A 21207-nucleotide genomic window follows, 5' to 3' on the forward strand; every position below is an offset into this window, starting at 1 on the left:
CCTTTTTTAGTTATGATTTGCTCAGGATCACCGGATTAGTACTCCCACAAACCGTGTTCCTGCTCCATCAACTGCTGTTCGATTTGGTAAGATTTCATCAATCCCTCACGCTCACTGCCGTATTGACCGATCAGATCGCGATCTTTCGGGTTTGATACCTTGTAAATCCGTCCCCAAAACAAACGCAGATCGAACGCATCGGCCAGGTTTTTATGCTGGGCCTGGTTTTGTGAGTTATACCAGATGAATTTCTTCGGGTCGCTCCGGAACAGTTTATCCAGGTCTTTGTATTTAAAATACGCCACGGGTTGCTCCAATCCATCCGGGGTTTTATCCGCCGGAATCACAATTCCAATGGTTTGGATGTCATAATACAAACGTGAACGCTTCCGGTCAAACACCCAATCTTCTTTGATGTCCAAAACGCTGTACTCATCAGCCAGCCGCTCATTATCTGAGAAAGGAGAAGGCGCAGCTTTCGCCATCGCAGTTGTATCTACTTTAGGCGGTTCTGGCACAACTGGAGCGGGTTTTGCTCCTTTTTTTCCTTTCGTGTTCTTCGCGGTCGTTTTTTTCTTTGGAGCGGGTGTTCCCCAGCCGTCATCAGCAGGTTGCGCTTTAGCCGCTTTCGAGGGAGTTCCCCAGCCATCATCCGCCGGCTTGGCAGCCGTTTTTTTATCCTTCGGTGCAGCAGAGCCCCAGCCGTCGTCGGTTTTTGTTTCTTCACCGAAGCCAGCCGCTTTTTCTTCGGCCGTCAATGCCACGGTTTGATTCGGTACAACCAATTTTTCAGCAAATTTTTCAACCTGCATCGGTGTATTTACCGAGTCGTTGGGATAGGCCACCAGGACGCCCGCTTTCACGGCATCAATCAGATACTTTGTAATCTGATTGTTTTTGGAAAACATGGCTTGATTTTGCTTTTCGTTCAAATCAACGCGACGCCATAATGTCTTTTTCATCATGATGTCGTTTTCGTTGATTTCCCGCACTGATAAGGGATTGGTTTTGGTGTTATCCCTTTCCTGCGCTTGTGCCACCCCTCCTGCCATTACTGCCAATACCGCAGCTACTGCTACACTTCCCGCCTGTTTCATGACCTTGTGCTTTTTGCTTGTATTCTTCACAATAACGAATTGATTGTGAGTATCGTACCTTTTAGTACAAATTAATTGTATAATACTTTTGCGTCACTGGCACATCACTTACTTCACCCCGGAAGTTACGCCGTTCTACGCCTTCCACTTCAATGCTGTACCGCATTCCAGGTTGAGCTTCAGAGGCCAGAGAACCAACCGATCCTCCGTTTGGTCCCAGCGTCACTGGCGGACCAACCGGGCGGCTTCCCTGTGCCAGACGAACCGTAAATCCTTTTACCCGGAAGTTGGCATCATCCGGCATGAAGTTTTTAAAGCTCTCGTCGGGGATAGCCCGTACCTGAATGGAGCGTACTGCCGATACCGCCATACCGCGTCGGTCATCCACCTCTGCACCACCCGCAAATACTTTGAGTGTGGGGCGCGGCACCGTATTTACCTTGAACTGGTTCGTTCCCAGCAAGTTACCGCCATTGTTAACGTTCAGGCTAACCTGTCTCGAATTAGGGATGATTGTAATTTTTCCACGCTCATTACTAGTCAAAACCGCGGCTCCGTTGGCTGTAAACGTTGGGTTCCACAGAGCGCCTAATTGCGGACTCTGGATACTCAGCTTGTTGGCACAGCCCAAGTAGAGCGGAGGCAGGGTAGCGGTTTCAATCTCATAAGATGGTTTGGCTACAAAGTACTCCTGATTGAAGTTAACCGTTTTCATCCCATCGGGAGCCTGGTAGCTAATTGATCCCGTCAAAGCACGTTTCGCCAAACCATTCTGGTCGTACGTACCGCCCTGAGCCGTAAACTCAATTTGACCAACCCCATTCTCAACCCGAACAGCGCCACCATTCAGGCTCATCCGGGGGGTGATCCCCGAAGACGAAGCTGCCAGGAACATTTGTCCTTTGAATTTGGTACCGGCTACGACAACTTTCGATTCCATGCTGACCATGGCCAGAATTTTATCGAATTTGATGTCCTGCGCTCCTACTTTGGTAGCCAGAAAATCCAGTACCTCTCCTTCCATCCGGCGGATATCAGACTGACGCTGGCTTAGCACTGCCAACGCGGCCGGAACCGGCGTCTGTTCAAAGTTCAGTTCGGCAAAATCCTTATTGCGCTGCTCTTTGGAGCGGCTGGCAATCGGATCATCCTTGGCATCAACTGCCAGCGGAATGAACCGCGCATTGGGGTTGTACTTTTGAAGCTGTTGGGTATATTGGTTCAGTTTGGTTTGCAACTCATATGCTTTACCATTCTTATTGTTCCCCACCATAATAGCGCCAACCTTCGTCTCTTCATTTGGCGTTTTGATGTTTCCTTCTTCATCAAGGCCACCGCCCGCTTCATTAATGATTTGCTCCTTCAACGCACTCAGCTCATTGTTGATTTTTGAGGTAAGCTCGCGAACTTCCTGCGCCTGTTTTACAATTGCTAAATCAGTAGCCCGGTTACCCGACTTTTCAACGGTGGCTTTGATATTATCTAAAGTAGACTGATTAATTCGATCGGCTGAACCTGTTGATGTTTCAAGGCTTCGGTTCAGCAGAATAAATTTTTCCAGTAACGCCGAGCTAACCTGTAAGGCCAGCATAGCGGTCAATACCAGATACATCATCCCGATCATCTTCTGCCGGGGTGTTTCTTTTCCTCCTGCCATTTGTGTATGGTAGTGTAGCTATAAAGTAGAGTTAGAGTTTATTTTGCGCCATTACCCCGCATTGCCGTCAACATACTGCCATAAACGTTGTTCAACGACGACAGGTTGTTGGTCAATTTCGACAACTCATTTTTGAATTGCTGTGTATCGCGGCTGGCTTCTGACATATTTTCCATAGCACTCGTTAAGTTGCTATAGAAAGCATTCATGGCTTTCAGGTGCTTGTTGGTATCCTGCAACTCCAGTTCGTAAACGGCATTCAAAGCACCCATGCTCTGCGTAATTTTCTGGAATTGTGTGCGGTATTCTTTTGCATCCTGCGTAGCATCGGCCATCGCATTCATGGATGTGACGGCCACACCGTACGATTTGTTCATTTCATTAATAGAACTGGATGCCTGACGGACGTTCTGCGCATATTCGCTCGTGGCAATGGTAGCGTCGGATACATCCCGCATTTTACCAACGGTGTCAGTGAAGCTCCGCAGACCCGTGCCGAGTTTTTCAAAAACATCCGGCGTTACTTTCGCGTCGGCCAGCATTTTATCCATGTTAGCCGTCAAGCCATTGCTTTGTAAAACGGGGCCACGCTTCGGCAGCTCACCTTTGTAGTCATCTGCCAGCTCCGGATATACCCGCGACCAATCCGGTTCGGTTTGGGTTGGCTGGAAGAATGTTTGTAATGCAAAAAGAGCAAAGATGGCAGCCTCAACCGATAAACCAATTGTCAGCATCGGGCCACCCCAATCATAATGTTGGATTTTACCCAGAGCTCCGAGGACTACAACAGCCGCTCCGGCACTATATATCGTCGGAAGAATCTTGTCGAAAAAAACACTGGAACCGTTACTTTTAGCCATGATATTAGAAAAGGGATAATTAGTCTTTATAGTATACTTAAGAGTTTACAACTTGAGCAGGTTGGATAAATCCAATCAGTTTAACGGCGGCCTCCGCGAGACGAGGTTCTTCCCTGAAGATTGTCCATCACACACCGGAATCCAATGTAAGAACGTTTGTTATTCTCATCTTCGTAATACCGGGTTCCCGTCTCCAGGTAATAAGCAATATCCTTCCAGGAACCACCCCGAACTACTTTCCGTGGCTCATCAGCATTCTGATTATCGGGGTTCATATCCCAAACGATTGCCGACGAGTTTTCGGCATACGCATCCCGCGTCCATTCGGCCACGTTACCGGCCATGTTGTATAGACCGTAATCGTTGGGATTGTAAGCGTTAGCCGGTGCCGTATACGGATAACCATCCGCATCAAAATTACCCCGCTGGGGTTTGAAGTTGGCTAAATAACACCCTTTACCGTTAGCCACATAAGGACCTCCCCACGGATATTTGGCCGAGTTGTGTCCACCGCGAGCCGCCCACTCCCATTCTGCTTCGGAAGGTAACCGGAAACGGGGCGAAACAAATTGTCCTTCTTTCGTACGGTAATCGTTGTATAAATTGGTCCGCCAGTTGCAGAAGTACTGCGCAGCGTTCCAGCTCACCCCTACTACCGGATACGTATCAAAGGCCGGATGCGAGAAATAATATTCCAGCATTGGGTCTCCATTGTGGTACGTAAAGTCGTTTTTCCAAACCGTTGTATCCGGGTAATACTTGGTCATGATTTCTTCTTCACCCAATACCGAAACGGAGTCAGTCAGCAAAGCATTGACAAACTGCCGGTATTCATTGTTCGTAATTTCAGTATCATCCATGTAGAATGAACTGATCGTTACCCGCCGGTTCATATTGGACTGACTAGCAGCCAAATCCTCGTCGGCTTGTCCCATCATGAAGGACCCGGACGGAACCAAAACCATCCCATACGGTGTGGTTTGTTTCCAACCTTTCCGACCGCCAGCGGTAACCTCTCCGTTAACGACTCCTACATCTTCGCCTTTTCCTTTGCCCCCGCCAAATTTGGATTTGATAAACCCGCAACCCTGCATCAGCAGAACCGTTGCTACCACCATCACCCCTCGGGCTGCGTTGCCGGTAAACCACTTATTACTCATAGTTGTATGATACGTTAAAACCTGTTTCGCGTGCAAACCAGTCTTAGAACGAAAATAAAGCAATTTATTGTATACGTACATTTGAATTGATTAAATGCATTTATTATTCTGAAATAGTGCAAACGAACATACGATCAATTATATCATCCACCCTACTAAATTTTCAAAATTATTCTTTTGGCTTCAAACAGCCTAACAATAATTACGCCAATATCAGCAGTAAGAAGAGATAATGAGATGATAGTTGTTATTCGTAGCGGTTTTATCAATAGCGGAAGCGGGGAGTTCGAATGATGGGTTTACGGCCCGAACGAGGTTCGGGAAGTGAATAGGATAACAGTATTTCGTGGGAAGTGGGACTTTTGGCACCCCGATTGCCCACAATGAAATCAAAAAAGTAGCCAAACCGCAATGCATTGTTCCGCAACAAACTAACGCCCGCATTGGCAGAAATGGCGTCGCCTTGCCGATAACCGAGCCCTACCCAGTGCCGTTTGTCATACATGGCCATCAAATTGAGTTCCAACGACGAATAGGCTCCACTCGTGTTGAATTTATAGATCGCTGATGGCATGAAATCAATCAACTCGTTCCATGCATACCGGTAGCCCGCCGTCAGATAAGCCGTCCGATACAGTGCGTTCACATTGACATCGGAACCTAATCTGAAATCGGGTTGCGTCAAATGTTTCATGCTGGCCCCAACATAATAGGTATCCGTGTTGTAATAGAGTCCGGCACCAAAATCCGGTTGCATCTGATTAACCCGCCCATTCTGAATCAGCGGATCTCCAGGATCATTGGGACGAAACCAATCGTAATTAACAGAATAGTTATGTAAACCGCCTTCGGCCCCAATCGAAAGCGTACCGTTTTTTAACGCCAACCGGAATGCGTAAGCCAACTGAATTTTCTGAAAACCCTGCGGCCCAACAGACTCATTTAACGCATATAGTCCAATCCCGCTCCGGAATTTGCTTAAGGGCATATTAAATGAAAACAGCTGCGTATTAAACGCTCCTCCCTCATCAAAATTGCTCTGATAACCCGTATACTGCGTACGGTGAACCAACTGAAACCGGGCTACTCCTTCTGAACCGACTGCTGCCGGGTTGTAGTAGACCGGATTAAACATGTACGAGCTGAACTGTGGATCCTGATTTTGTGCTTTTGCAAACGGAGTCGTCAGCATACAGGCCACTATCAGCAGGATAACGTAGAACTTACGATTCATATAATCTCAGAACGATCACCAAAATAATATCAGAGAACCTACCGAAAGATAAACTAAAAGTTACAGCATCTGTTCAGTATTGCATTACGCATCAGGCGGCATGTTACCTATTAAACGGAGAATTTACAAAAATATTGGTATAAAAAACTACAGTTTAGAAGTACGAATGCGCGGATCGAATGATAACCCTGATTAAGCTCAATCAGCGTCTTTCTTCATTCAATCTGCGCATCCGCAGGTTCAGGCTAATTCCGCGTAATTAGTTGTTATTCGCCTTTTTCATATATAGTTCCAGCGCCCCCGCCATAGACGGTGCATTCGGCAAGGGGGCTTCAATATCCAGAATAAACCCAGCTTCGGTAACGGCCCGGGCGGTTGTGGGGCCGAAAGCCGCCATCCGAATTCCGTTCTGTTTGAAGTCCGGAAAGTTATGCAACAGGGCATTGACCCCCGACGGGCTGAAAAAAGCGATGATATCAAAAGAGTTGATATCCAAATCGGATAAATCGGCCGGTACGGTTTCGTACATGATGGCTTCAGTCAGGTGCAACCCGCTGGTATCCATAAAGTCCGGAATGTCGTTGCCCCGGATGTTGGAGCACGGAAACAAAAATTTCTCGTTCTTGTGCTTCCGAATCAGATCGAACAGGTCAGCCGCGGTTTTATTTCCCGTGAAAATTTTCCGTTTCCGGATCACAATGTACTTCTGCAGGTAGTTGGCCGTCTGTTCTGTCACGCAGAAATACTTCATGTCTGCCGGCATTTCCAGCCGCGCTTCCTGGCAAATCCGGAAGAAGTGATCGACCGCATTACGGCTGGTAAAAATAATAGCCGTATGGTCCAGAATGTTGATTTTCTGCTTTCTAAAGTCTTTGTAGGAGACGCCCTCTATCTGAATAAAGGGCCGAAAATCAATCTGCAGATTGTATTTACCTGCAATCTCAAAATAAGGAGAATTGTTATCGACAGGTCGGGCTTGCGTTACAAGGATGCTAGCAACTTTCGTCAGCCTTTCCTGATCGTACTTAGCAGAAATCTCACTCATCGAATACCTCTCGTTTTTGTTTTAAGGCTTTCCCAATGATTACAGTGCAAACCGCACTCCAATAGTTAGTGGTATCAGTTCAACGATGCAAAGGTACGAAAATAAATAGAGATTTTTGACAACGGCTTTGTTTGCAATTACAACATATAGCAGCGCCAGGCGGATGACATAGAACCCTACAAACGGGACTATCAGCCACATACTGGGCCAAGTTGCGGTTGATGGCGTATTGGCGGCAACGGTCGCTACGCAGATTGCACCTGCGGTGAAGAAAAACAGAGAGGATTGCATCGCCTTGAAGAAGTGCAAATTAACTACCTCTTCCAAACGATATAAACCGCCGATCATTAAAATAAAAACATACTTCGCTAACAGAAGCAGAAACGAAAGACCACTCAGTTCAAAGAAAGTAAGCGTTAAATCCAGCAAGCTCTGCCCCCGTAACAACAATGCTCTCGACAAAAAGATATCGATATTTTTATGCTGAATAATCAGGTATAAATAAGCAGTAATAAAACTCAGGTTCAGCAAAAAAAGAAGGTTGGTACGGCCCAATGGCCGATTAACCAGAAACAATTCGTCCCGCACTGTCATCGAGAGCAAATCGGCTAAATTGAAAAACCGGAGAAAAGCGCGGTGGTGGAAATTAAACAAATACGCATTGACCGCGACAATGAACAACAAACAAAGCGTAAAGAAATCCGGATAAACCGACAGGCGCCGGGGTAGAATACTTAGTCGGGTATCAGCAACAACACTATTTTTCTGCGCTGCGGTTTTCAGATGGCCAATAAACACCTGCTTGTCATCGACCCCCGGGCTCCCGTGAAAAGTCAGGAACAGTTCGGGCTTGCGGTAGGCTCGGTATAAACTATCCAGATTCAGCACCAGCCACTCACGGGCATGCAGGTTGCGTTTGAGCGCGGCATCAATGAACAAATAGCCATCCTGCTGGGTCGAAATCAGCAGGCTGTACCGGCGGTTGCTTTCAATATCGAGGAAAAAACTGACAGCATTAACCAAGGCGTGCTGTTCGTCGATAAAAGGCACATAGGACTTATAGGTCTGGTCGTAGACCAACCAATCATTCCGGAAGTCGTGAACAGGAAAAAACTGTTGATTCGGTCCGACTCCCTGCGCCCTACTGCTCTGGGCCCACAGCAAAAGCGTGAACACAATCAAACAAATCCGCACAAACCCTAAAATTATGAGTTAAGAATTAAGAGTCAGGACGATGCTTTAGGGAATGCCCTTTGACTCTTAATTCTTAACGCTCAACTACTTAATTTTTCCCCAGTGCTTTCAGCATTGTCTCACCAATCAGGGCTGGTGATTCAACGACGTGAATCCCGCATTCGGACATAATCCGCATTTTGGCGGCAGCCGTATCGTCAGCCCCACCAATGATGGCTCCGGCATGCCCCATCCGACGGCCTTTCGGCGCTGTTTGTCCGGCGATGAAACCCACAACGGGTTTTTTATTGCCATCGGCTTTGATCCAGCGAGCGGCTTCGGCTTCCATGCCACCACCAATTTCACCGATCATCACGATACCTTCGGTTTCCGGATCGTTCATCAGCAACTCAACCGCTTCTTTCGTCGTTGTACCGATGATGGGATCTCCACCAATACCAATAGCGGTGGTTTGACCCAGGCCCACTTTTGAAAGCTGATCAACGGCTTCGTACGTCAGCGTACCGGATTTGGAAACAATACCAATCGTGCCTTTTTTGAAGATAAAGCCCGGCATAATTCCTACTTTACATTCTTCCGACGTCATAACGCCCGGGCAGTTGGGTCCGATCAGTCGAACATCTTTGTCGTGCAGATACGCTTTTGCCACCATCATATCTTTGGTCGGAATTCCTTCCGTAATACAGATGATCACTTTGATACCGGCGTCGGCAGCTTCCATGATGGCATCAGCGGCAAAAGCCGGTGGGACAAAGATAATCGAGACATCGGCTCCGGCCTTTTCAACAGCCTCCTTCACGGTGTTGAATACTGGCCGATCAAGATGGGTTTGGCCGCCTTTGCCCGGTGTAACACCACCAACGACGTTTGTGCCATACTCGATCATCTGCTGAGCATGAAATGACCCTTCAGAGCCCGTAAAGCCCTGTACGATAACTTTGGAATTCTTGTTAACTAATACGCTCATGATGAATGGAAAGCTATGCTATTAGTGTGAAGGTTTAAGCCCTTGGAACCGGCGCAAAAGTAGAGGGAAATGGCTAAAGAACAAAGTGAAGAATGAAGAGTTAAGAATTAAGCGTTGGCTAACGCACTTCCAGCGCTTCCTTCTTTACGCATCGCTTTTCACACTCTTTGGCTTTTTCCCCGAAAAATTGTTACTTCCAGCATGAACGTATCAAATATGGTATCGGAGGCCGTATTGGCATTTACAGGCATATGGGTTTTCTGGCGGTATTTTCAAGGTCTAAGTTGGTATAATCGGTTGTTGTGGGGGCTTTTTTTAATAACGATTTCGATAACGGCCCTGGTCGGAATCGTGGTGTTTGCGGGGGTTTCAGGCATGGTTCCTTTCCATCGTTCGCTGGTGACGCTGGCCGGTAGTCTGGGGGTTGTTTGTGTGATTGTTGGGGTGTGGGGCATTGTTTTAAAGCAGCGTATTCCGAGAAATAGTTTTATCATTACCATCGCCCTCGGACTGGGGCTATTTCTTGTTTTATTGCTCAATCCGGTCATTGGCGCCTTTCAGGCTGTTGTGCCGCCGATGGGCATGATCGTCGTCCTGCTGATTGCTTTTCTGGGTGTCATCCGCCGGGATACCCGGGCCTCCTGGATTGTGTTGGCCGTTATGATTCTGGCCCTCGCTACCCGTGTCGCGCAGTTGCAGAATTTACCCATGCATCCCGTTGACTTTTATCACTATACGCTCTCATTATCATTACTTTGCTTCGGAAAATCGGCGCAGGGACTCCGCCAGCAGACCTGACCAGGCCGGATTTTAATTTTAATCGAGCAGGCGCCAAGCGCAACGGCGGACCGTTTTTTTGGCTAACTTGCCGACATGGATAATTTCGTTGTCTCGGCCCGGAAATACCGTCCGGCAACCTTCGATACCGTCGTTGGACAGACACATATTACGACTACGCTTAAGAATGCCATTCTAACCAATCACCTGGCGCAGGCTTTCCTTTTCTGCGGGCCACGCGGGGTTGGAAAAACAACATGTGCCCGGATTTTGGCAAAAACCATCAACTGCCAGAATATCGGTCAGGTCAAATCCGCCGACGCTGTCGAACCGTGCGATCATTGCGATTCCTGCGTCAGCTTCAATCAGAATGCGTCGTTCAACATCCACGAACTGGATGCTGCCTCCAATAACTCCGTAGAAGACATCCGGAACCTCATCGACCAGGTGCGGTACCCACCCCAATCGGGCAAGTATAAAATCTACATCATTGACGAGGTTCACATGCTGTCGCAGGCCGCTTTTAACGCGTTCCTGAAGACACTGGAAGAGCCGCCATCGTACGCCATTTTTATTCTGGCAACCACCGAAAAACACAAAATTCTGCCGACGATTCTGTCGCGCTGTCAATTATTCGATTTCAACCGGATTCTGCCACGCGATATCTCCGATCATCTGGCCAGCATTGCCCAAAAGGAAAATATCCAGACGGAATACGAGGCTCTGGAGTTGATTGCTCAGAAAGCCGACGGCGGTTTGCGGGATGCCCTCTCAATGTTTGACCTGAATGTTACCTTCTCGGAAGATCGGGTCCTGCGCTACAAGGAGGTGCTGGAAAATCTGCATATTCTTGATTACGACTATTATTTCCGGCTGACCGATCTGTTGCTGGCGGCCAACCTGCCGCAAAGCCTGCTCCTGTTTGACGAAATTCTGCGAAAAGGCTTTGATGGACACCAGTTTATTGTTGGCCTAAGCGAGCATTTTCGGAACCTGCTGGTTTGTAAGGATGCCGCCACCATTGCGTTACTCCAGGTTACCGAAAGCATTCAGCAGAAATACTTGCAGCAAGCTGCCGAAGCCCCCATGAGCTTCTTGCTATCGGCATTGAGCATCGGTGCGCAGTGCGATATGACTTACAAATCCGCTAAAAACCAGCGGTTGCACATCGAGGTCAGTCTAATGAAACTGGCGCATCTACCGAATGTACTTGATGTGTCGGCTCTGTCCGCTCCTGCTGGCGACACTACACCCAAAACCGTTTTGACTGCGCCCGCCGACCGGGTTGAAAAAAAAAAGGACAGCTCAGCCGATAGCCCACCCGTAGTCGCCGACGAAAACGCTGTAACTGACCCCATACCTACCAACGGGCATACGGTTAAATCCAACGGAACGGTAAAACCCGTCCCTGAACGACCGGCCACCATTGCCGAAATTCCAAAACCGGTCAGCAGTAAATTGCGGACAACAGCCAATCTGGCTTCCATGAGCCGCCCGGTAGCAGTCGCCACCGTGGAAACCGCGGTTGTGGACGCACCGGTAATGCCTAAGGTAGATCAGCCATTCGTCTTTGAGCAACTGAAAGCGGCCTGGAATACGTTCACGCGGCTGCGCGATCAGCAGGGAGGTTCTCAAACGGAGCAAGTGATGCTCAACCGGGAGATTACCCTCGACGGAACCACAATTCATATTTCGCTCGACAACTCCCTGCAGGTCGATATGCTCAACGATCTGCGCCAGGCTCTGCTCACCTATTTGCGGATAGAGTTACAAAACAGCCAGATTCAGCTGATGCACTCCGTCGCGATCCAGGAAAGCCGCCGGATGATTTATACCCCTCAGGATAAATTCAATTACCTGGCCGAAAAAAATCCAGCCCTGCTGGACCTGAAACGGACCCTGGGGCTGGATGTAGATTACTAAGTTGGGACTGTCAACCTATCTACCGAAGACCAGCGTAACCGGAGACCCGTTGGCCGTCACAACCATTTGAAGTTTCTGATTATTGTCCGTCAACTGAATACCAGCGTCTTGCCGTTGTCCGTTGGCGACCATATAATATTTCCCCTGACTCTGTTCCCATTGCGCCGTTTGTGATTCCGTTTGGCAGGTCGTCGATCCTTGTTGCCGGGGCGAAGAAACCGTTAAAGTAAGATTCTTTTCATCCACCACAAATCGGGTGTCTTTGTAGCAAGCCTGCTCAGAAACATCGGCAACCTGTCCACCAGACTGAAGCGTCTTTAAATACCAGGACCCGATGATGGGATCCTGACCGGGTTGTGGATCGTTCTTATTATCCTTGCAGGAAAATTGAAACAGGGCGCTTGCCACTAAAACGAGCAAAATTCGTGCTTTCATGACGTTAACAGGTTTAAATTGATAATTGACTCCCAGAATTGTCCTGCTCATCGGTGGGTTTCATCGTGGTTTATCAATTTAGTACCGTGACCAATGACGACTTAACAAAATACCATTGACCATCACCCCTAAATGAATTCACCCGTTACGCCTTGCGGCCCACAGCGGAGGTAAGACAGTAGCAAAGGTCTGGGAGATTCGGTATACACACAATCCACGAAAACCAGTATTTTGAGCAGCGCGTAGCGAGCGAAATCGTCAAAAATCGGTATTTCCCCTGTAGAGATAGCCAAAACGGTTACCACTAAACCCATCAGCTGGGTTCCCAAAATACTCGGTTTAGTCGCTCCTTTTAGGCGTGAATGAAAAGAAAGGACAATCTAGAAAGGCAGAAAAAGAAGATACGACCGGAAAAAACCAGAAACTCGGATATATATTTTATCCTATTTTTTATCAGATCCGCTAGAGCGTTGGAGAAAACAAAAGCCGCGTAGCAAGCTTACAACCTGATGGAAAAAGCCTTCATTGGATTTTCCACCAGCAGCTGCTTCCAATCGGTGCGGGAAAAACCTTTTCGGGTTAATTCGGGCATTAACCGATTAAACAAAACCGTATAATCCCGCCCAACGGGTCCGCCCTCGGGTTGCCCTGGGTCATACCAGCCCGCGTCGTGGGAAAGCAGGGTCCGGTGCAAAAGGCGGTTTTCTTTCATCAGCAGCAAAGTCTCGATATACTGGCCAACGTTGCTACTGTCCAAACCGTCCAGGCTTACCCAGGCTCCTTCCCGAATAGCGCGGGCGTAATGCACCATGTTCTGACCCTGCGCATGCACCCAGACCAAAGCCGACGGGTCAACGCCCTCCTGCTTCACTACCTCAATCTGTTCGAAAGCCGGAAGATAAGGCCCGGTATGTGAATAAATCGGCAGTCCCGTTCGACGGTGCGTTCGGGCAGCCGCCCGAATTAACTTACGATGCAACTCCGACAATGATCCGGGATTGACGCCGATTTTTATGAAAGCGGGTCGAATACCGGTTGCTTCAATCCCGTTTTCAAACTCGGCCACCCAGCGGTCCGCCAGTTGATCAGCGGTTTCGGTGAGCGCATGATCAGGCAGGTATTTGTCATTGGAGGCCCCGTAATAGCCTGTATTGGTTAGTATCCGAAGGCCAGACTTTTCAGACAGTTCTTTCAGCAGCATGGGATCCCGCCCCAGATAGGCAGGTGTGCATTCAACCAACGTTTGCACCCCCAGCTTCTGTAGATTCTGCAAATAAGGCAACATTTTAATAACCACTTCGGGTCGTTTCCAGCGATCAGCGGTGATTTGGTTCGCACCAATAAAATCAACCAGAATGTGCTCATGAATCAGTGTTAGCCCCAGATCAGACGCTAGAACCGGCCCCGTAACGGTATTGACCAACGTTTTTTTGCCGGAAGCACCGTATACGCCAAGAGCCAGTGAAGCTTTCAGGAAGGTCCGGCGTTTCATGATGCCTAGTTTGAAGGGTTACGATTTTAGATAATTTTTCGCTTCCTGGATGGTCGACTTGTATTCGGCAACGCTCAGCGCCTTCTTGTACATTGCCTTCGCCCGGTTCCGATCTCCCGCCCGGGCGGCAATGCGGGCGAGTCCAGTGTAAGCGTGAGCCATAAACTCCTTGGTATGCACCTCATCCAACGGCAATTTAAGCGCGGCCTGGTATTTTTCGGCAGCCTGATTGAGATTACCGTTCATTTTTTCTTCCACAGTTCCTTCCAACACCTGAATAGGCATGGCCAGAAATTTCTGCGGCATTTTATGCAGCCGCTCGATATACGCCTGCGCTTCCCGATACCGGCCCGATTGCACCAGCGCTTCAGCACCCAGCAGATTGAAAATCGGATTCTGAGGATATTTATCCGCCAGCGGTTTCATCACCGCTGCTGCCCGCGCGGGTTGGCTTTCGTGCTCCAGGTACAGGTGTCCCAGGTAAATAGCGGTTTCTGTCCGGGTAAAAAGGCCCCGGCGGATGGCCGTTTCCATCTGTTTTATCCCCAACGCCATATCGCCGTTCTGAAAAAAGAGCAGCAACGGTTTTGACGCCGGATGATCGAGCGGATACCGTTCCCGGTAGTAATTGTACAGGCCGGTTGAAAAATAAAACTCCGGGTTCTTTTCCATGAGCTTGAACCCTTTTCGCAAATACCCGTATGCTTTCTGCGCTTCGCCAACGGCTTTTAGCGTTTCGTCGTCGAAGTGATTCTTCATCGCCAGATAACCGTGCGATGCCAGCGAAAAAAAGACACCTTCCGGATCGTTCTCGTTGCGATCCAGTAGTTTTTTCGATAACGCAACGCCCTGATTCAGGTAGTTCACATACTGCGTCGTGGCGGTTTTGTTGCCTTTCAGCGGCAAGTATTGCCAGTAAATCTGAATGGCTTTCATCACTGGCACCACCGGATGCTGGGGGTATTTTGCTTTTACCTGCCGGATGTAATCTTCGGCTTCGTCGAATTCGTAATTGTAAATCTTGTCGGTCGCTTTTAAAATAACCTGCTGGATACCAGCATCATCGAGCAGCTGAGAACGGGACAGTAAGGGCGTCAAAAGGAGCAAAAGCAGGAAGAATTTTTTCATGAGATGGTGTGTTGGTACGTTACGGGAATGTTCCTTTTTGAAGAATAGGATTTGACGCTTACTTTTGTTTGTTCTCAAAACGGCTAACGACACCCCCGCCGAAAAAGTTTGCTATGATTCAATTTGAGCATTTTGTGCTGGACAATGGCCTGAAGGTCTACGTTCACGAAGATCCGACCAGTCCGATGGCTGCGGTCAATATTTTGTACAATGTCGGGTCGCGTGATGAAGATTCGAAAAAAACCGGTTTTGCTCACTTGTTTGAGCACCTGATGTTTGGCGGTTCACAGAACATTCCGGTGTACGACGAACCCTTGCAGAAAGTGGGGGGCGAGAACAATGCCTTTACGTCACCCGATATCACCAATTATTACATCACGCTGCCGTCGGCTAACCTGGAAACGGCTTTCTGGCTCGAATCCGACCGTATGCTGGGCCTGTCGTTCGATCCAACGGTTTTGGACGTGCAACAGAAAGTGGTGATCGAGGAATTTAAACAGCGCTACCTTAATCAACCTTATGGTGACGTCTGGCTAAAACTTCGCCCGCTGGCCTACCAGGTTCACCCGTACCGATGGGCCACCATCGGCAAAGACATCAGTCATATCGAGAACGCCACGCTCGACGATGTCAGGGACTTTTTCTACACGCATTACATTCCTAACAACGCTACACTCGTGGTAGCAGGGAATGTGACGACGGAACAGGTCAAGCAGCTCTGTAAAAAGTGGTTTGCCCCTATTCCAATGGGGAAAACACCCGTTCGGAACCTGCCGCAGGAACCCGTGCAAACCGAGGCTCGTTTTCTGGAAACCGTTGCGGATGTGCCGCTCAACGCCCTGTACAAAGTGTATCACATGCCGGGCCGCTTCACCGATGGGTATTACCATGCAGACTTGTTAAGCGACGTGCTGGGCCGGGGCAAATCGTCCCGTCTGTACCGGCAGTTGTTAAAAGAACAGGCGCTTTTCACCGGGATTTCGGCCCACACAACCAGCTCGCTGGACCCTGGCCTGCTGGTCATCAGCGGTTCGCTCAATCAGGGCGTTACGCTGGAAGACGCCGATGCCGCCATCGAAACCATTCTGGACGAATTGATCGGCCAGCCCATGCCGGAGGAAGAACTCACGAAAGTAAAGAATCAGGCCGAATCAACCCTGTTCTTTTCTGAAGTAGAACTTCTGAACCGGGCCATGAATCTGGCTTATGCGGCCAATGCGGGCAATGCGGACTGGGTCAACCTGGAAGCCGAACGCATTCAGGCTGTTACAGCCGCCGACATTCAGGCGTCTGCGCAGAATCTGCTCCGCAAAGAAAACCGTTCCACGTTGTATTATCGGGCCGCGTAGGTCGGACCGCGCAGGTCGGGCTACATAAATCATTCACATCAATTGTCATGAAAATCCGTGTAGGACAAGGCTATGACGTTCATCAGTTGGTCGAAGGCCGGGCGTTCTGGCTCGGTGGCATTCTGATTCCGCACACCCACGGCGCTCAGGGCCATTCCGACGCCGATGTGGTTTGCCACGTGATCTGTGACGCCCTGCTGGGTGCCGCCAACATGCGCAACATCGGGTATCATTTCTCGGACAAAGATCCGCGCTGGAAAGGCGTCGACAGCAAACTGCTGCTGGCCGAAGTGATGCGGATGATTCGCGAAAAAAACTACGAAGTTTCCAACATTGACGTAACGGTTGTTTTGCAGGAACCGAAACTCAATCCGCACATTCCGGCCATGAAGACCTGTTTGTCGGGTGTTATGAACATCCCGGAAGATGATATTTCAATCAAAGCCACCACCTCCGAACACATGGGGTTTGTGGGCCGAAAAGAAGGAATTGCGGCTTTTTGTGTCGCCCTGATCCACTCCTGAACAACTGGGTGAACGGTTTATTTAGACGGTTTTAGCTCCATTATTATGATCGCATCGCTACAAAATCTGCGCTTTTTAGTTCCCTTGGCCACCGCTGCCCTGATGTTGTCTACGGTTTGTGCACAGCCCAAAGTGGCCACGCCCAGCGGCCCCATTGATTTTGAAGAGTACGAACCGGTTTCGACGCTCAAAACCGCTGAGCATAAGATCACCCGCGCCAAGTATCCGTTTATCGATGTTCATAATCACCAGTACGATATGGACAAGGCCGATCTCCGGAAACTGGTCGCCCAGATGGACGATCTGAACATGGGAATTATGGTCAACCTGAGCGGGCGCGGTTTTACATCGAACGTAGGCGAAAGTACGGCGTTTATCACCAATGCATTGTCGAATGTGCAGAAGACCAGCCCCAGTCGCATTGCCATTTTCACCAACATCAATTTTGCGAACGTGGGCGAACCCGGCTGGACCGAGCAGGCTGTAAAATTGCTGGAGGAAGATGTGAAAAAAGGAGCCAAAGGGCTCAAGATTTACAAGAGTCTGGGTTTCAACGTCAAAGACACCAAAGGCAATCGCGTTCAGGTGGACGACCCGCGTCTGGACCCCATATGGGCCAAATGCGGCCAACTGGGCGTACCGGTTTTGATTCATACCGCCGATCCCAAACCGTTTTGGGACCCCATGGATCGGTTCAATGAACGCTGGCTGGAATTGAAAACCCACCCTGGTCGCAAGCGCTCCGATAATAACCCGGTTTCGTTTGAGCAACTGATTGCCGAACAGCACAATGTGTTCCGGAAACACCCGAAAACCACCTTCATCAATGCACACATGGGCTGGTACCCGAATGATCTGGTTAAGCTGGACAGCCTGATGAAAGTATTCCCGAATATGCTGGTGGAAATCGGAGCGGTCATTGCCGAACTCGGCCGGCAGCCCCGGGCTTCCCGGAAGTTTTTCGAAAAACACCAGGACCGGATTCTATTTGGAAAAGACAGCTGGATTCCGTCGGAATACGCGACGTATTTCCGCGTTCTGGAGACGGACGACGAATATTTCCCGTATCACAAAAAGTACCACGCTTTCTGGCGAATGTACGGCATGGCGCTGCCCGATGAGGTGCTGAAAAAAGTCTATTACAAAAACGCCCTGCGGATTATTCCGGGTCTGGACAAATCACAGTTCCCGAAATAACGTACTTACGAGTTATGAAGATTAACCGGATCGATATTTACAAGTACAATATTCCGCTCAAAGCACCCATTGCCATTTCGCTGGGCACCATCGAAAACGCCCGGAATTTACTCATTCGGATTCACGCCGACGGGTTGATGGGCTGGGGCGAAGGCTCTCCGTTCTGGATGATTGTGGGCGAAACCCAGGAAACCGGCTGGGCGGCCGCTCAGGATTTTGCCCGGCTGCTGATTGGACAAAATGCGCTGGATATCGAAGGCAATCTGAACCGGCTGGATGCCTACTTACCCAATAACCCAACGGTTAAAAGTGCCTTCGACATGGCGCTTTACGACCTGGCGGCCCAGACTGCCGGATTGCCGTTGTATGCTTTCCTGGGCGGGGAGCGGTTTCCGCTGGTGACCGATGAGACAATTTATATCAACTCACCCGAACGCATGGCCGCCGATGCGATCCGGATCAAGGAGCAGGGCGGAATAGCCATCAAAGTAAAGTTGGGCACCAACCAGCGTGACGACATTCGGCGTGTAGAAGCCATCCGGAAAGCCGTTGGCGATCAAATTCCGATTCGGACGGACGCTAATCAGGGCTGGAATTACGTAACCGCACTCACCGTGCTGCGAACCATTCAGGATTGGAATGTTGAATACTGCGAACAACCCGTCAAGCACTGGAGTATGGCGGATCTGAAACGCCTGCGGCAACATACCACCGTTCCGATCATGGCCGACGAATCGCTCTTCAACCACCGCGACGCCCTGCGGCTGGCGCAGGAAGAAGCCGTTGATTATTTTAATATCAAACTCTCCAAAAGTGGGGGCATCTTCAACGCTCAGAAAATCAACGCCATTGCCGAGGCCGCCGGCATACCGTGCATGATTGGTTGTATGTCGGAGTCGCGATTGGCTATCACCGCCAAAGCCCATTTTGCCTCCGCCCGGCGCAATGTCACTTTTTATGACCTGGACGCTCCGTTTGAACACGCCATCGATCCGGTGGTTGGTGGAGTGACTTACAAAGGGTATGCGCTCGAATTACCAGCTACGCCCGGCGTTGGGGCCGTTGTTGACACGGCTTTTCTGAATGGTTTGGAAAAAATCGAAGTTCACTAAAAAACCAGCCCACGGTTTTCCGGCGGGCTGGCTCTATTTCTTCCGGAACAGGCTAAACTTCTTCCGTCTGCAATTGCTTCTCATACAGCTCCCGGTATACGCCATTGGCCGCCAGGAGTTCCTCGTGGGTTCCCTGCTCCACCACTTCGCCTTCGTCGAGAACAATGATTTTATCCGCCAGCTTGGCCGATGAAACCCGGTGCGAAATCACCACGGAGGTACGGTTTTCCATGATGCGGTGCAGGTTGTTCAGGATGATGTTTTCCGTATTGGTATCCACCGCCGACAGGCAGTCATCCAGAATCAGAATCTTGGGATCGCGGGCAATGGCGCGCGCAATGGAAAGCCGTTGCTTTTGACCGCCCGATAACGTCACCCCACGCTCACCAATGCGGGTATCGAATTGCTCCGGAAAACCAATGATGTTTTGGTAAAGATCAGCGTCTTTAACGGCTTGCTCAACCTTTTCCTGCGGCATTTCGGGCATCCCAAATTTCACGTTGTTGCTGATGGTTTCGGAAAACAGAAATACTTCCTGTGGCACGTAGCCCATTTGCCGACGAATGCTGGTCAGGCTATAGTCTTTCAGCGGAATACCGTCAACCAGAATTTCGCCTTCGGTGGGGTCGTACATCCGCGTAATCAGGTTGGCAAGCGTACTTTTGCCCGATCCCGTGGTGCCCAGAATGGCTACGGTTTCGCCGGCATTGATGTGCAAATTAAAGTCTTTGATAGCCACAATACCCGAATCCGGATACGCAAACCGAATGTTCCGGAACTCCAGTTCGCCCACGATATCGCGCTCCAGCGACTGCGCGGAAACGAGATCGGTTTTGACCGACAGGAACTCGTTGATCCGCTGTTGGGAAGCCGCGGCCCGCTGGGTCTGGCTCGTCGTCCAGCCCAAAGCCATCACTGGCCAGGTCAGCATGTTGACGTACAGAATGAATTCCATGATGTTGCCCGGCGTCAGTCGCCCGGTCAGAATTTCCTGTCCACCGACGTAAACCACCAGCACGTTGCTCAAGCCGACGAGCAACATGATCAGGGGAAAAAACAGCGAATCAACGCGGGTCAATTGCAATGATTTATGACGGTATACGTCGCTTTCGACCGTAAAGTTGGCAGCTGAATTTTCTTCCCGTACAAATGCCTTCAGAACGCGAATCCCCGAAAAGGCTTCTTGCACAAAGGTAGAAAGCCGGGAAAGACTGCGCTGAATTTCTTCCGAACGCTTGATAATGATGTTATTGACGACGTAAATCGCAATGGAAAGCACCGGCAGCGGCAACAAGACGTACAGGCTCAGGCGGGCATTGATCGACACCATGTACGAAATGACCAGAATAAACAGCGTGATCAGGTTCAACCCGTACATAATCGACGGCCCGACGTACATCCGTACCTTACTGACATCTTCCGAAATCCGGGCCATCAAATCTCCGGTATTGTGCTGCCGGAAAAAGCTCAGCGGCAACGTTTGGTAATGCAGGTAGATTTCGTTTTTCAGGTCGTATTCGATGTGCCGCGACATTACGATGAGCGTTTGCCGCACCAGAAAAAGAAAAAAACCTTTTAGCAAAGCCATCGCCAGAATCAGCAAACCGTAGAACAAAATGCTGAAGGCAAACACATCATAGAGATTCCGTTGCAGGCGACTTCCGTTATAGAGGAAATAAACGTCGAGCGTCTCCTTCACCAGGTCGAGCGAATACCGCACCAACTGGGCCGGAATAATACCAAACAGGTTTGAAATGACGGTGAAAGCGGTGCCCCAAATGAGGTACCATTTGTATTTCAGTAAGTATTTGTTGAGGTGGGAAAGTGCTTTCACAAATCAGGAGACGTCTTGCAATGAAACAAATTTAGCGGTTCTGACCGGGTAACAGAAATCCAAATGGAAAGGTTGCAGAATTGGCTGGAACTGGGCTTTGCCCCAGTAAAGGATTTACAGAATCCAGACGATTTAACAGGACTGCGTCAGCTTTCTTGGTTAATCCTTTAATTCGTGTAATCCGAGTTCCAGACATTTTCCGTACTTTTGTAGCCAATTACC

Annotated in this window: 18 protein-coding genes; 6 read left to right on the forward strand and 12 right to left on the reverse strand. The window is 49.4% G+C overall.

What is annotated here, in order from left to right:
• Window positions 1-35: 35 nt before the first annotated feature.
• From porN to sucD, 8 genes are all read right to left on the reverse strand, one after another.
• Entirely contained in the window at window positions 36-1097 is a 1062-nt protein-coding gene (gene porN, locus ACYVH9_RS11980; RefSeq protein WP_460636591.1) for a type IX secretion system ring subunit PorN/GldN, read from the reverse strand.
• 61 nt (window positions 1098-1158) lie between these two features.
• Window positions 1159-2754 carry a type IX secretion system motor protein PorM/GldM gene (gene porM / locus ACYVH9_RS11985; protein ID WP_460636592.1) on the reverse strand — a complete coding sequence of 532 codons (1596 nt, stop codon included), beginning with the start codon at window positions 2752-2754 and terminating at the stop codon, window positions 1159-1161.
• Window positions 2755-2792: 38 nt separating this feature from the next.
• Window positions 2793-3614 carry a type IX secretion system motor protein PorL/GldL gene (gene porL / locus ACYVH9_RS11990; protein WP_460636593.1) on the reverse strand — a complete coding sequence of 274 codons (822 nt, stop codon included), beginning with the start codon at window positions 3612-3614 and terminating at the stop codon, window positions 2793-2795.
• Between the two features lie 80 nt (window positions 3615-3694).
• Window positions 3695-4774 carry a T9SS ring complex lipoprotein PorK/GldK gene (porK, locus tag ACYVH9_RS11995; protein ID WP_460636594.1) on the reverse strand — a complete coding sequence of 360 codons (1080 nt, stop codon included), beginning with the start codon at window positions 4772-4774 and terminating at the stop codon, window positions 3695-3697.
• A 265-nt stretch (window positions 4775-5039) separates the two neighbouring features.
• Window positions 5040-6008 carry a PorP/SprF family type IX secretion system membrane protein gene (locus ACYVH9_RS12000; RefSeq protein ID WP_460636595.1) on the reverse strand — a complete coding sequence of 323 codons (969 nt, stop codon included), beginning with the start codon at window positions 6006-6008 and terminating at the stop codon, window positions 5040-5042.
• Window positions 6009-6267: 259 nt separating this feature from the next.
• Entirely contained in the window at window positions 6268-7053 is a 786-nt protein-coding gene (locus tag ACYVH9_RS12005) for a uroporphyrinogen-III synthase (protein ID WP_460636596.1), read from the reverse strand.
• Between the two features lie 39 nt (window positions 7054-7092).
• Entirely contained in the window at window positions 7093-8229 is a 1137-nt protein-coding gene (locus tag ACYVH9_RS12010; protein ID WP_460636597.1) for a DUF4271 domain-containing protein, read from the reverse strand.
• Window positions 8230-8335: 106 nt separating this feature from the next.
• The gene (sucD, locus tag ACYVH9_RS12015; protein WP_460636598.1) at window positions 8336-9214 is read right to left on the reverse strand and encodes a succinate--CoA ligase subunit alpha; all 879 of its coding nucleotides are present in this window, start codon (window positions 9212-9214) and stop codon (window positions 8336-8338) included.
• A 201-nt stretch (window positions 9215-9415) separates the two neighbouring features.
• Between sucD and ACYVH9_RS12020 the strand changes: the two genes are divergently transcribed.
• Both ACYVH9_RS12020 and ACYVH9_RS12025 read left to right on the forward strand, forming a co-directional pair.
• Window positions 9416-10012, forward strand: a complete 597-nt coding sequence (locus ACYVH9_RS12020; protein ID WP_460636599.1) for a DUF6962 family protein — start codon at window positions 9416-9418, stop codon at window positions 10010-10012.
• 75 nt (window positions 10013-10087) lie between these two features.
• Window positions 10088-11914 carry a DNA polymerase III subunit gamma/tau gene (locus ACYVH9_RS12025; protein WP_460636600.1) on the forward strand — a complete coding sequence of 609 codons (1827 nt, stop codon included), beginning with the start codon at window positions 10088-10090 and terminating at the stop codon, window positions 11912-11914.
• Between the two features lie 15 nt (window positions 11915-11929).
• Here ACYVH9_RS12025 and ACYVH9_RS12030 read toward each other — a convergent pair whose 3' ends face one another.
• The 3 genes from ACYVH9_RS12030 to ACYVH9_RS12040 form a co-directional block, all read right to left on the reverse strand.
• On the reverse strand, window positions 11930-12349 hold the full coding sequence (locus ACYVH9_RS12030) for a hypothetical protein (protein ID WP_460636601.1): 420 nt from the start codon (window positions 12347-12349) through the stop codon (window positions 11930-11932).
• Window positions 12350-12848: 499 nt separating this feature from the next.
• On the reverse strand, window positions 12849-13841 hold the full coding sequence (locus ACYVH9_RS12035; RefSeq protein ID WP_460636602.1) for a phosphotriesterase family protein: 993 nt from the start codon (window positions 13839-13841) through the stop codon (window positions 12849-12851).
• A gap of 18 nt (window positions 13842-13859) precedes the next feature.
• Window positions 13860-14969, reverse strand: coding sequence for a tetratricopeptide repeat protein (locus ACYVH9_RS12040; protein ID WP_460636603.1), 1110 nt, complete (start codon window positions 14967-14969; stop codon window positions 13860-13862).
• Between the two features lie 113 nt (window positions 14970-15082).
• On the opposite strand from ACYVH9_RS12040, the gene ACYVH9_RS12045 reads away from it, so the two are divergent.
• From ACYVH9_RS12045 to ACYVH9_RS12060, 4 genes are all read left to right on the forward strand, one after another.
• Entirely contained in the window at window positions 15083-16318 is a 1236-nt protein-coding gene (locus ACYVH9_RS12045) for a M16 family metallopeptidase (RefSeq protein WP_460636604.1), read from the forward strand.
• Between the two features lie 47 nt (window positions 16319-16365).
• Window positions 16366-16842, forward strand: a complete 477-nt coding sequence (ispF, locus tag ACYVH9_RS12050; protein ID WP_460636605.1) for a 2-C-methyl-D-erythritol 2,4-cyclodiphosphate synthase — start codon at window positions 16366-16368, stop codon at window positions 16840-16842.
• 102 nt (window positions 16843-16944) lie between these two features.
• The gene (locus ACYVH9_RS12055; RefSeq protein ID WP_460637582.1) at window positions 16945-18039 is read left to right on the forward strand and encodes an amidohydrolase family protein; all 1095 of its coding nucleotides are present in this window, start codon (window positions 16945-16947) and stop codon (window positions 18037-18039) included.
• Between the two features lie 14 nt (window positions 18040-18053).
• Window positions 18054-19151 (forward strand): dipeptide epimerase, encoded by a 1098-nt coding sequence (locus ACYVH9_RS12060; RefSeq protein ID WP_460636606.1) that lies wholly within the window; start codon window positions 18054-18056, stop codon window positions 19149-19151.
• A 52-nt stretch (window positions 19152-19203) separates the two neighbouring features.
• Here ACYVH9_RS12060 and ACYVH9_RS12065 read toward each other — a convergent pair whose 3' ends face one another.
• Complete coding sequence (locus ACYVH9_RS12065; RefSeq protein WP_460636607.1) at window positions 19204-20985, reverse strand: ABC transporter ATP-binding protein; 1782 nt, start codon at window positions 20983-20985, stop codon at window positions 19204-19206.
• Window positions 20986-21207: the final 222 nt, after the last annotated feature.

It is taken from the genome of Larkinella harenae (assembly GCF_054780515.1).

Excerpts from the sequence above, each read along its gene's own strand:
- porN (WP_460636591.1), bottom strand. The coding sequence starts at position 1,097 with ATGAAACAGGCGGGAAGTGTAGCAGTAGCTGCGGTATTGGCAGTAATG.
- porM (WP_460636592.1), bottom strand. The coding sequence starts at position 2,754 with ATGGCAGGAGGAAAAGAAACACCCCGGCAGAAGATGATCGGGATGATG.
- porL (WP_460636593.1), bottom strand. The coding sequence starts at position 3,614 with ATGGCTAAAAGTAACGGTTCCAGTGTTTTTTTCGACAAGATTCTTCCG.
- porK (WP_460636594.1), bottom strand. The coding sequence starts at position 4,774 with ATGAGTAATAAGTGGTTTACCGGCAACGCAGCCCGAGGGGTGATGGTG.
- ACYVH9_RS12000 (WP_460636595.1), bottom strand. The coding sequence starts at position 6,008 with ATGAATCGTAAGTTCTACGTTATCCTGCTGATAGTGGCCTGTATGCTG.
- ACYVH9_RS12005 (WP_460636596.1), bottom strand. The coding sequence starts at position 7,053 with ATGAGTGAGATTTCTGCTAAGTACGATCAGGAAAGGCTGACGAAAGTT.
- sucD (WP_460636598.1), bottom strand. The coding sequence starts at position 9,214 with ATGAGCGTATTAGTTAACAAGAATTCCAAAGTTATCGTACAGGGCTTT.
- ACYVH9_RS12020 (WP_460636599.1), top strand. The coding sequence starts at position 9,416 with ATGAACGTATCAAATATGGTATCGGAGGCCGTATTGGCATTTACAGGC.
- ACYVH9_RS12025 (WP_460636600.1), top strand. The coding sequence starts at position 10,088 with ATGGATAATTTCGTTGTCTCGGCCCGGAAATACCGTCCGGCAACCTTC.
- ACYVH9_RS12030 (WP_460636601.1), bottom strand. The coding sequence starts at position 12,349 with ATGAAAGCACGAATTTTGCTCGTTTTAGTGGCAAGCGCCCTGTTTCAA.
- ACYVH9_RS12035 (WP_460636602.1), bottom strand. The coding sequence starts at position 13,841 with ATGAAACGCCGGACCTTCCTGAAAGCTTCACTGGCTCTTGGCGTATAC.
- ACYVH9_RS12040 (WP_460636603.1), bottom strand. The coding sequence starts at position 14,969 with ATGAAAAAATTCTTCCTGCTTTTGCTCCTTTTGACGCCCTTACTGTCC.
- ACYVH9_RS12045 (WP_460636604.1), top strand. The coding sequence starts at position 15,083 with ATGATTCAATTTGAGCATTTTGTGCTGGACAATGGCCTGAAGGTCTAC.
- ispF (WP_460636605.1), top strand. The coding sequence starts at position 16,366 with ATGAAAATCCGTGTAGGACAAGGCTATGACGTTCATCAGTTGGTCGAA.
- ACYVH9_RS12055 (WP_460637582.1), top strand. The coding sequence starts at position 16,945 with ATGTTGTCTACGGTTTGTGCACAGCCCAAAGTGGCCACGCCCAGCGGC.
- ACYVH9_RS12060 (WP_460636606.1), top strand. The coding sequence starts at position 18,054 with ATGAAGATTAACCGGATCGATATTTACAAGTACAATATTCCGCTCAAA.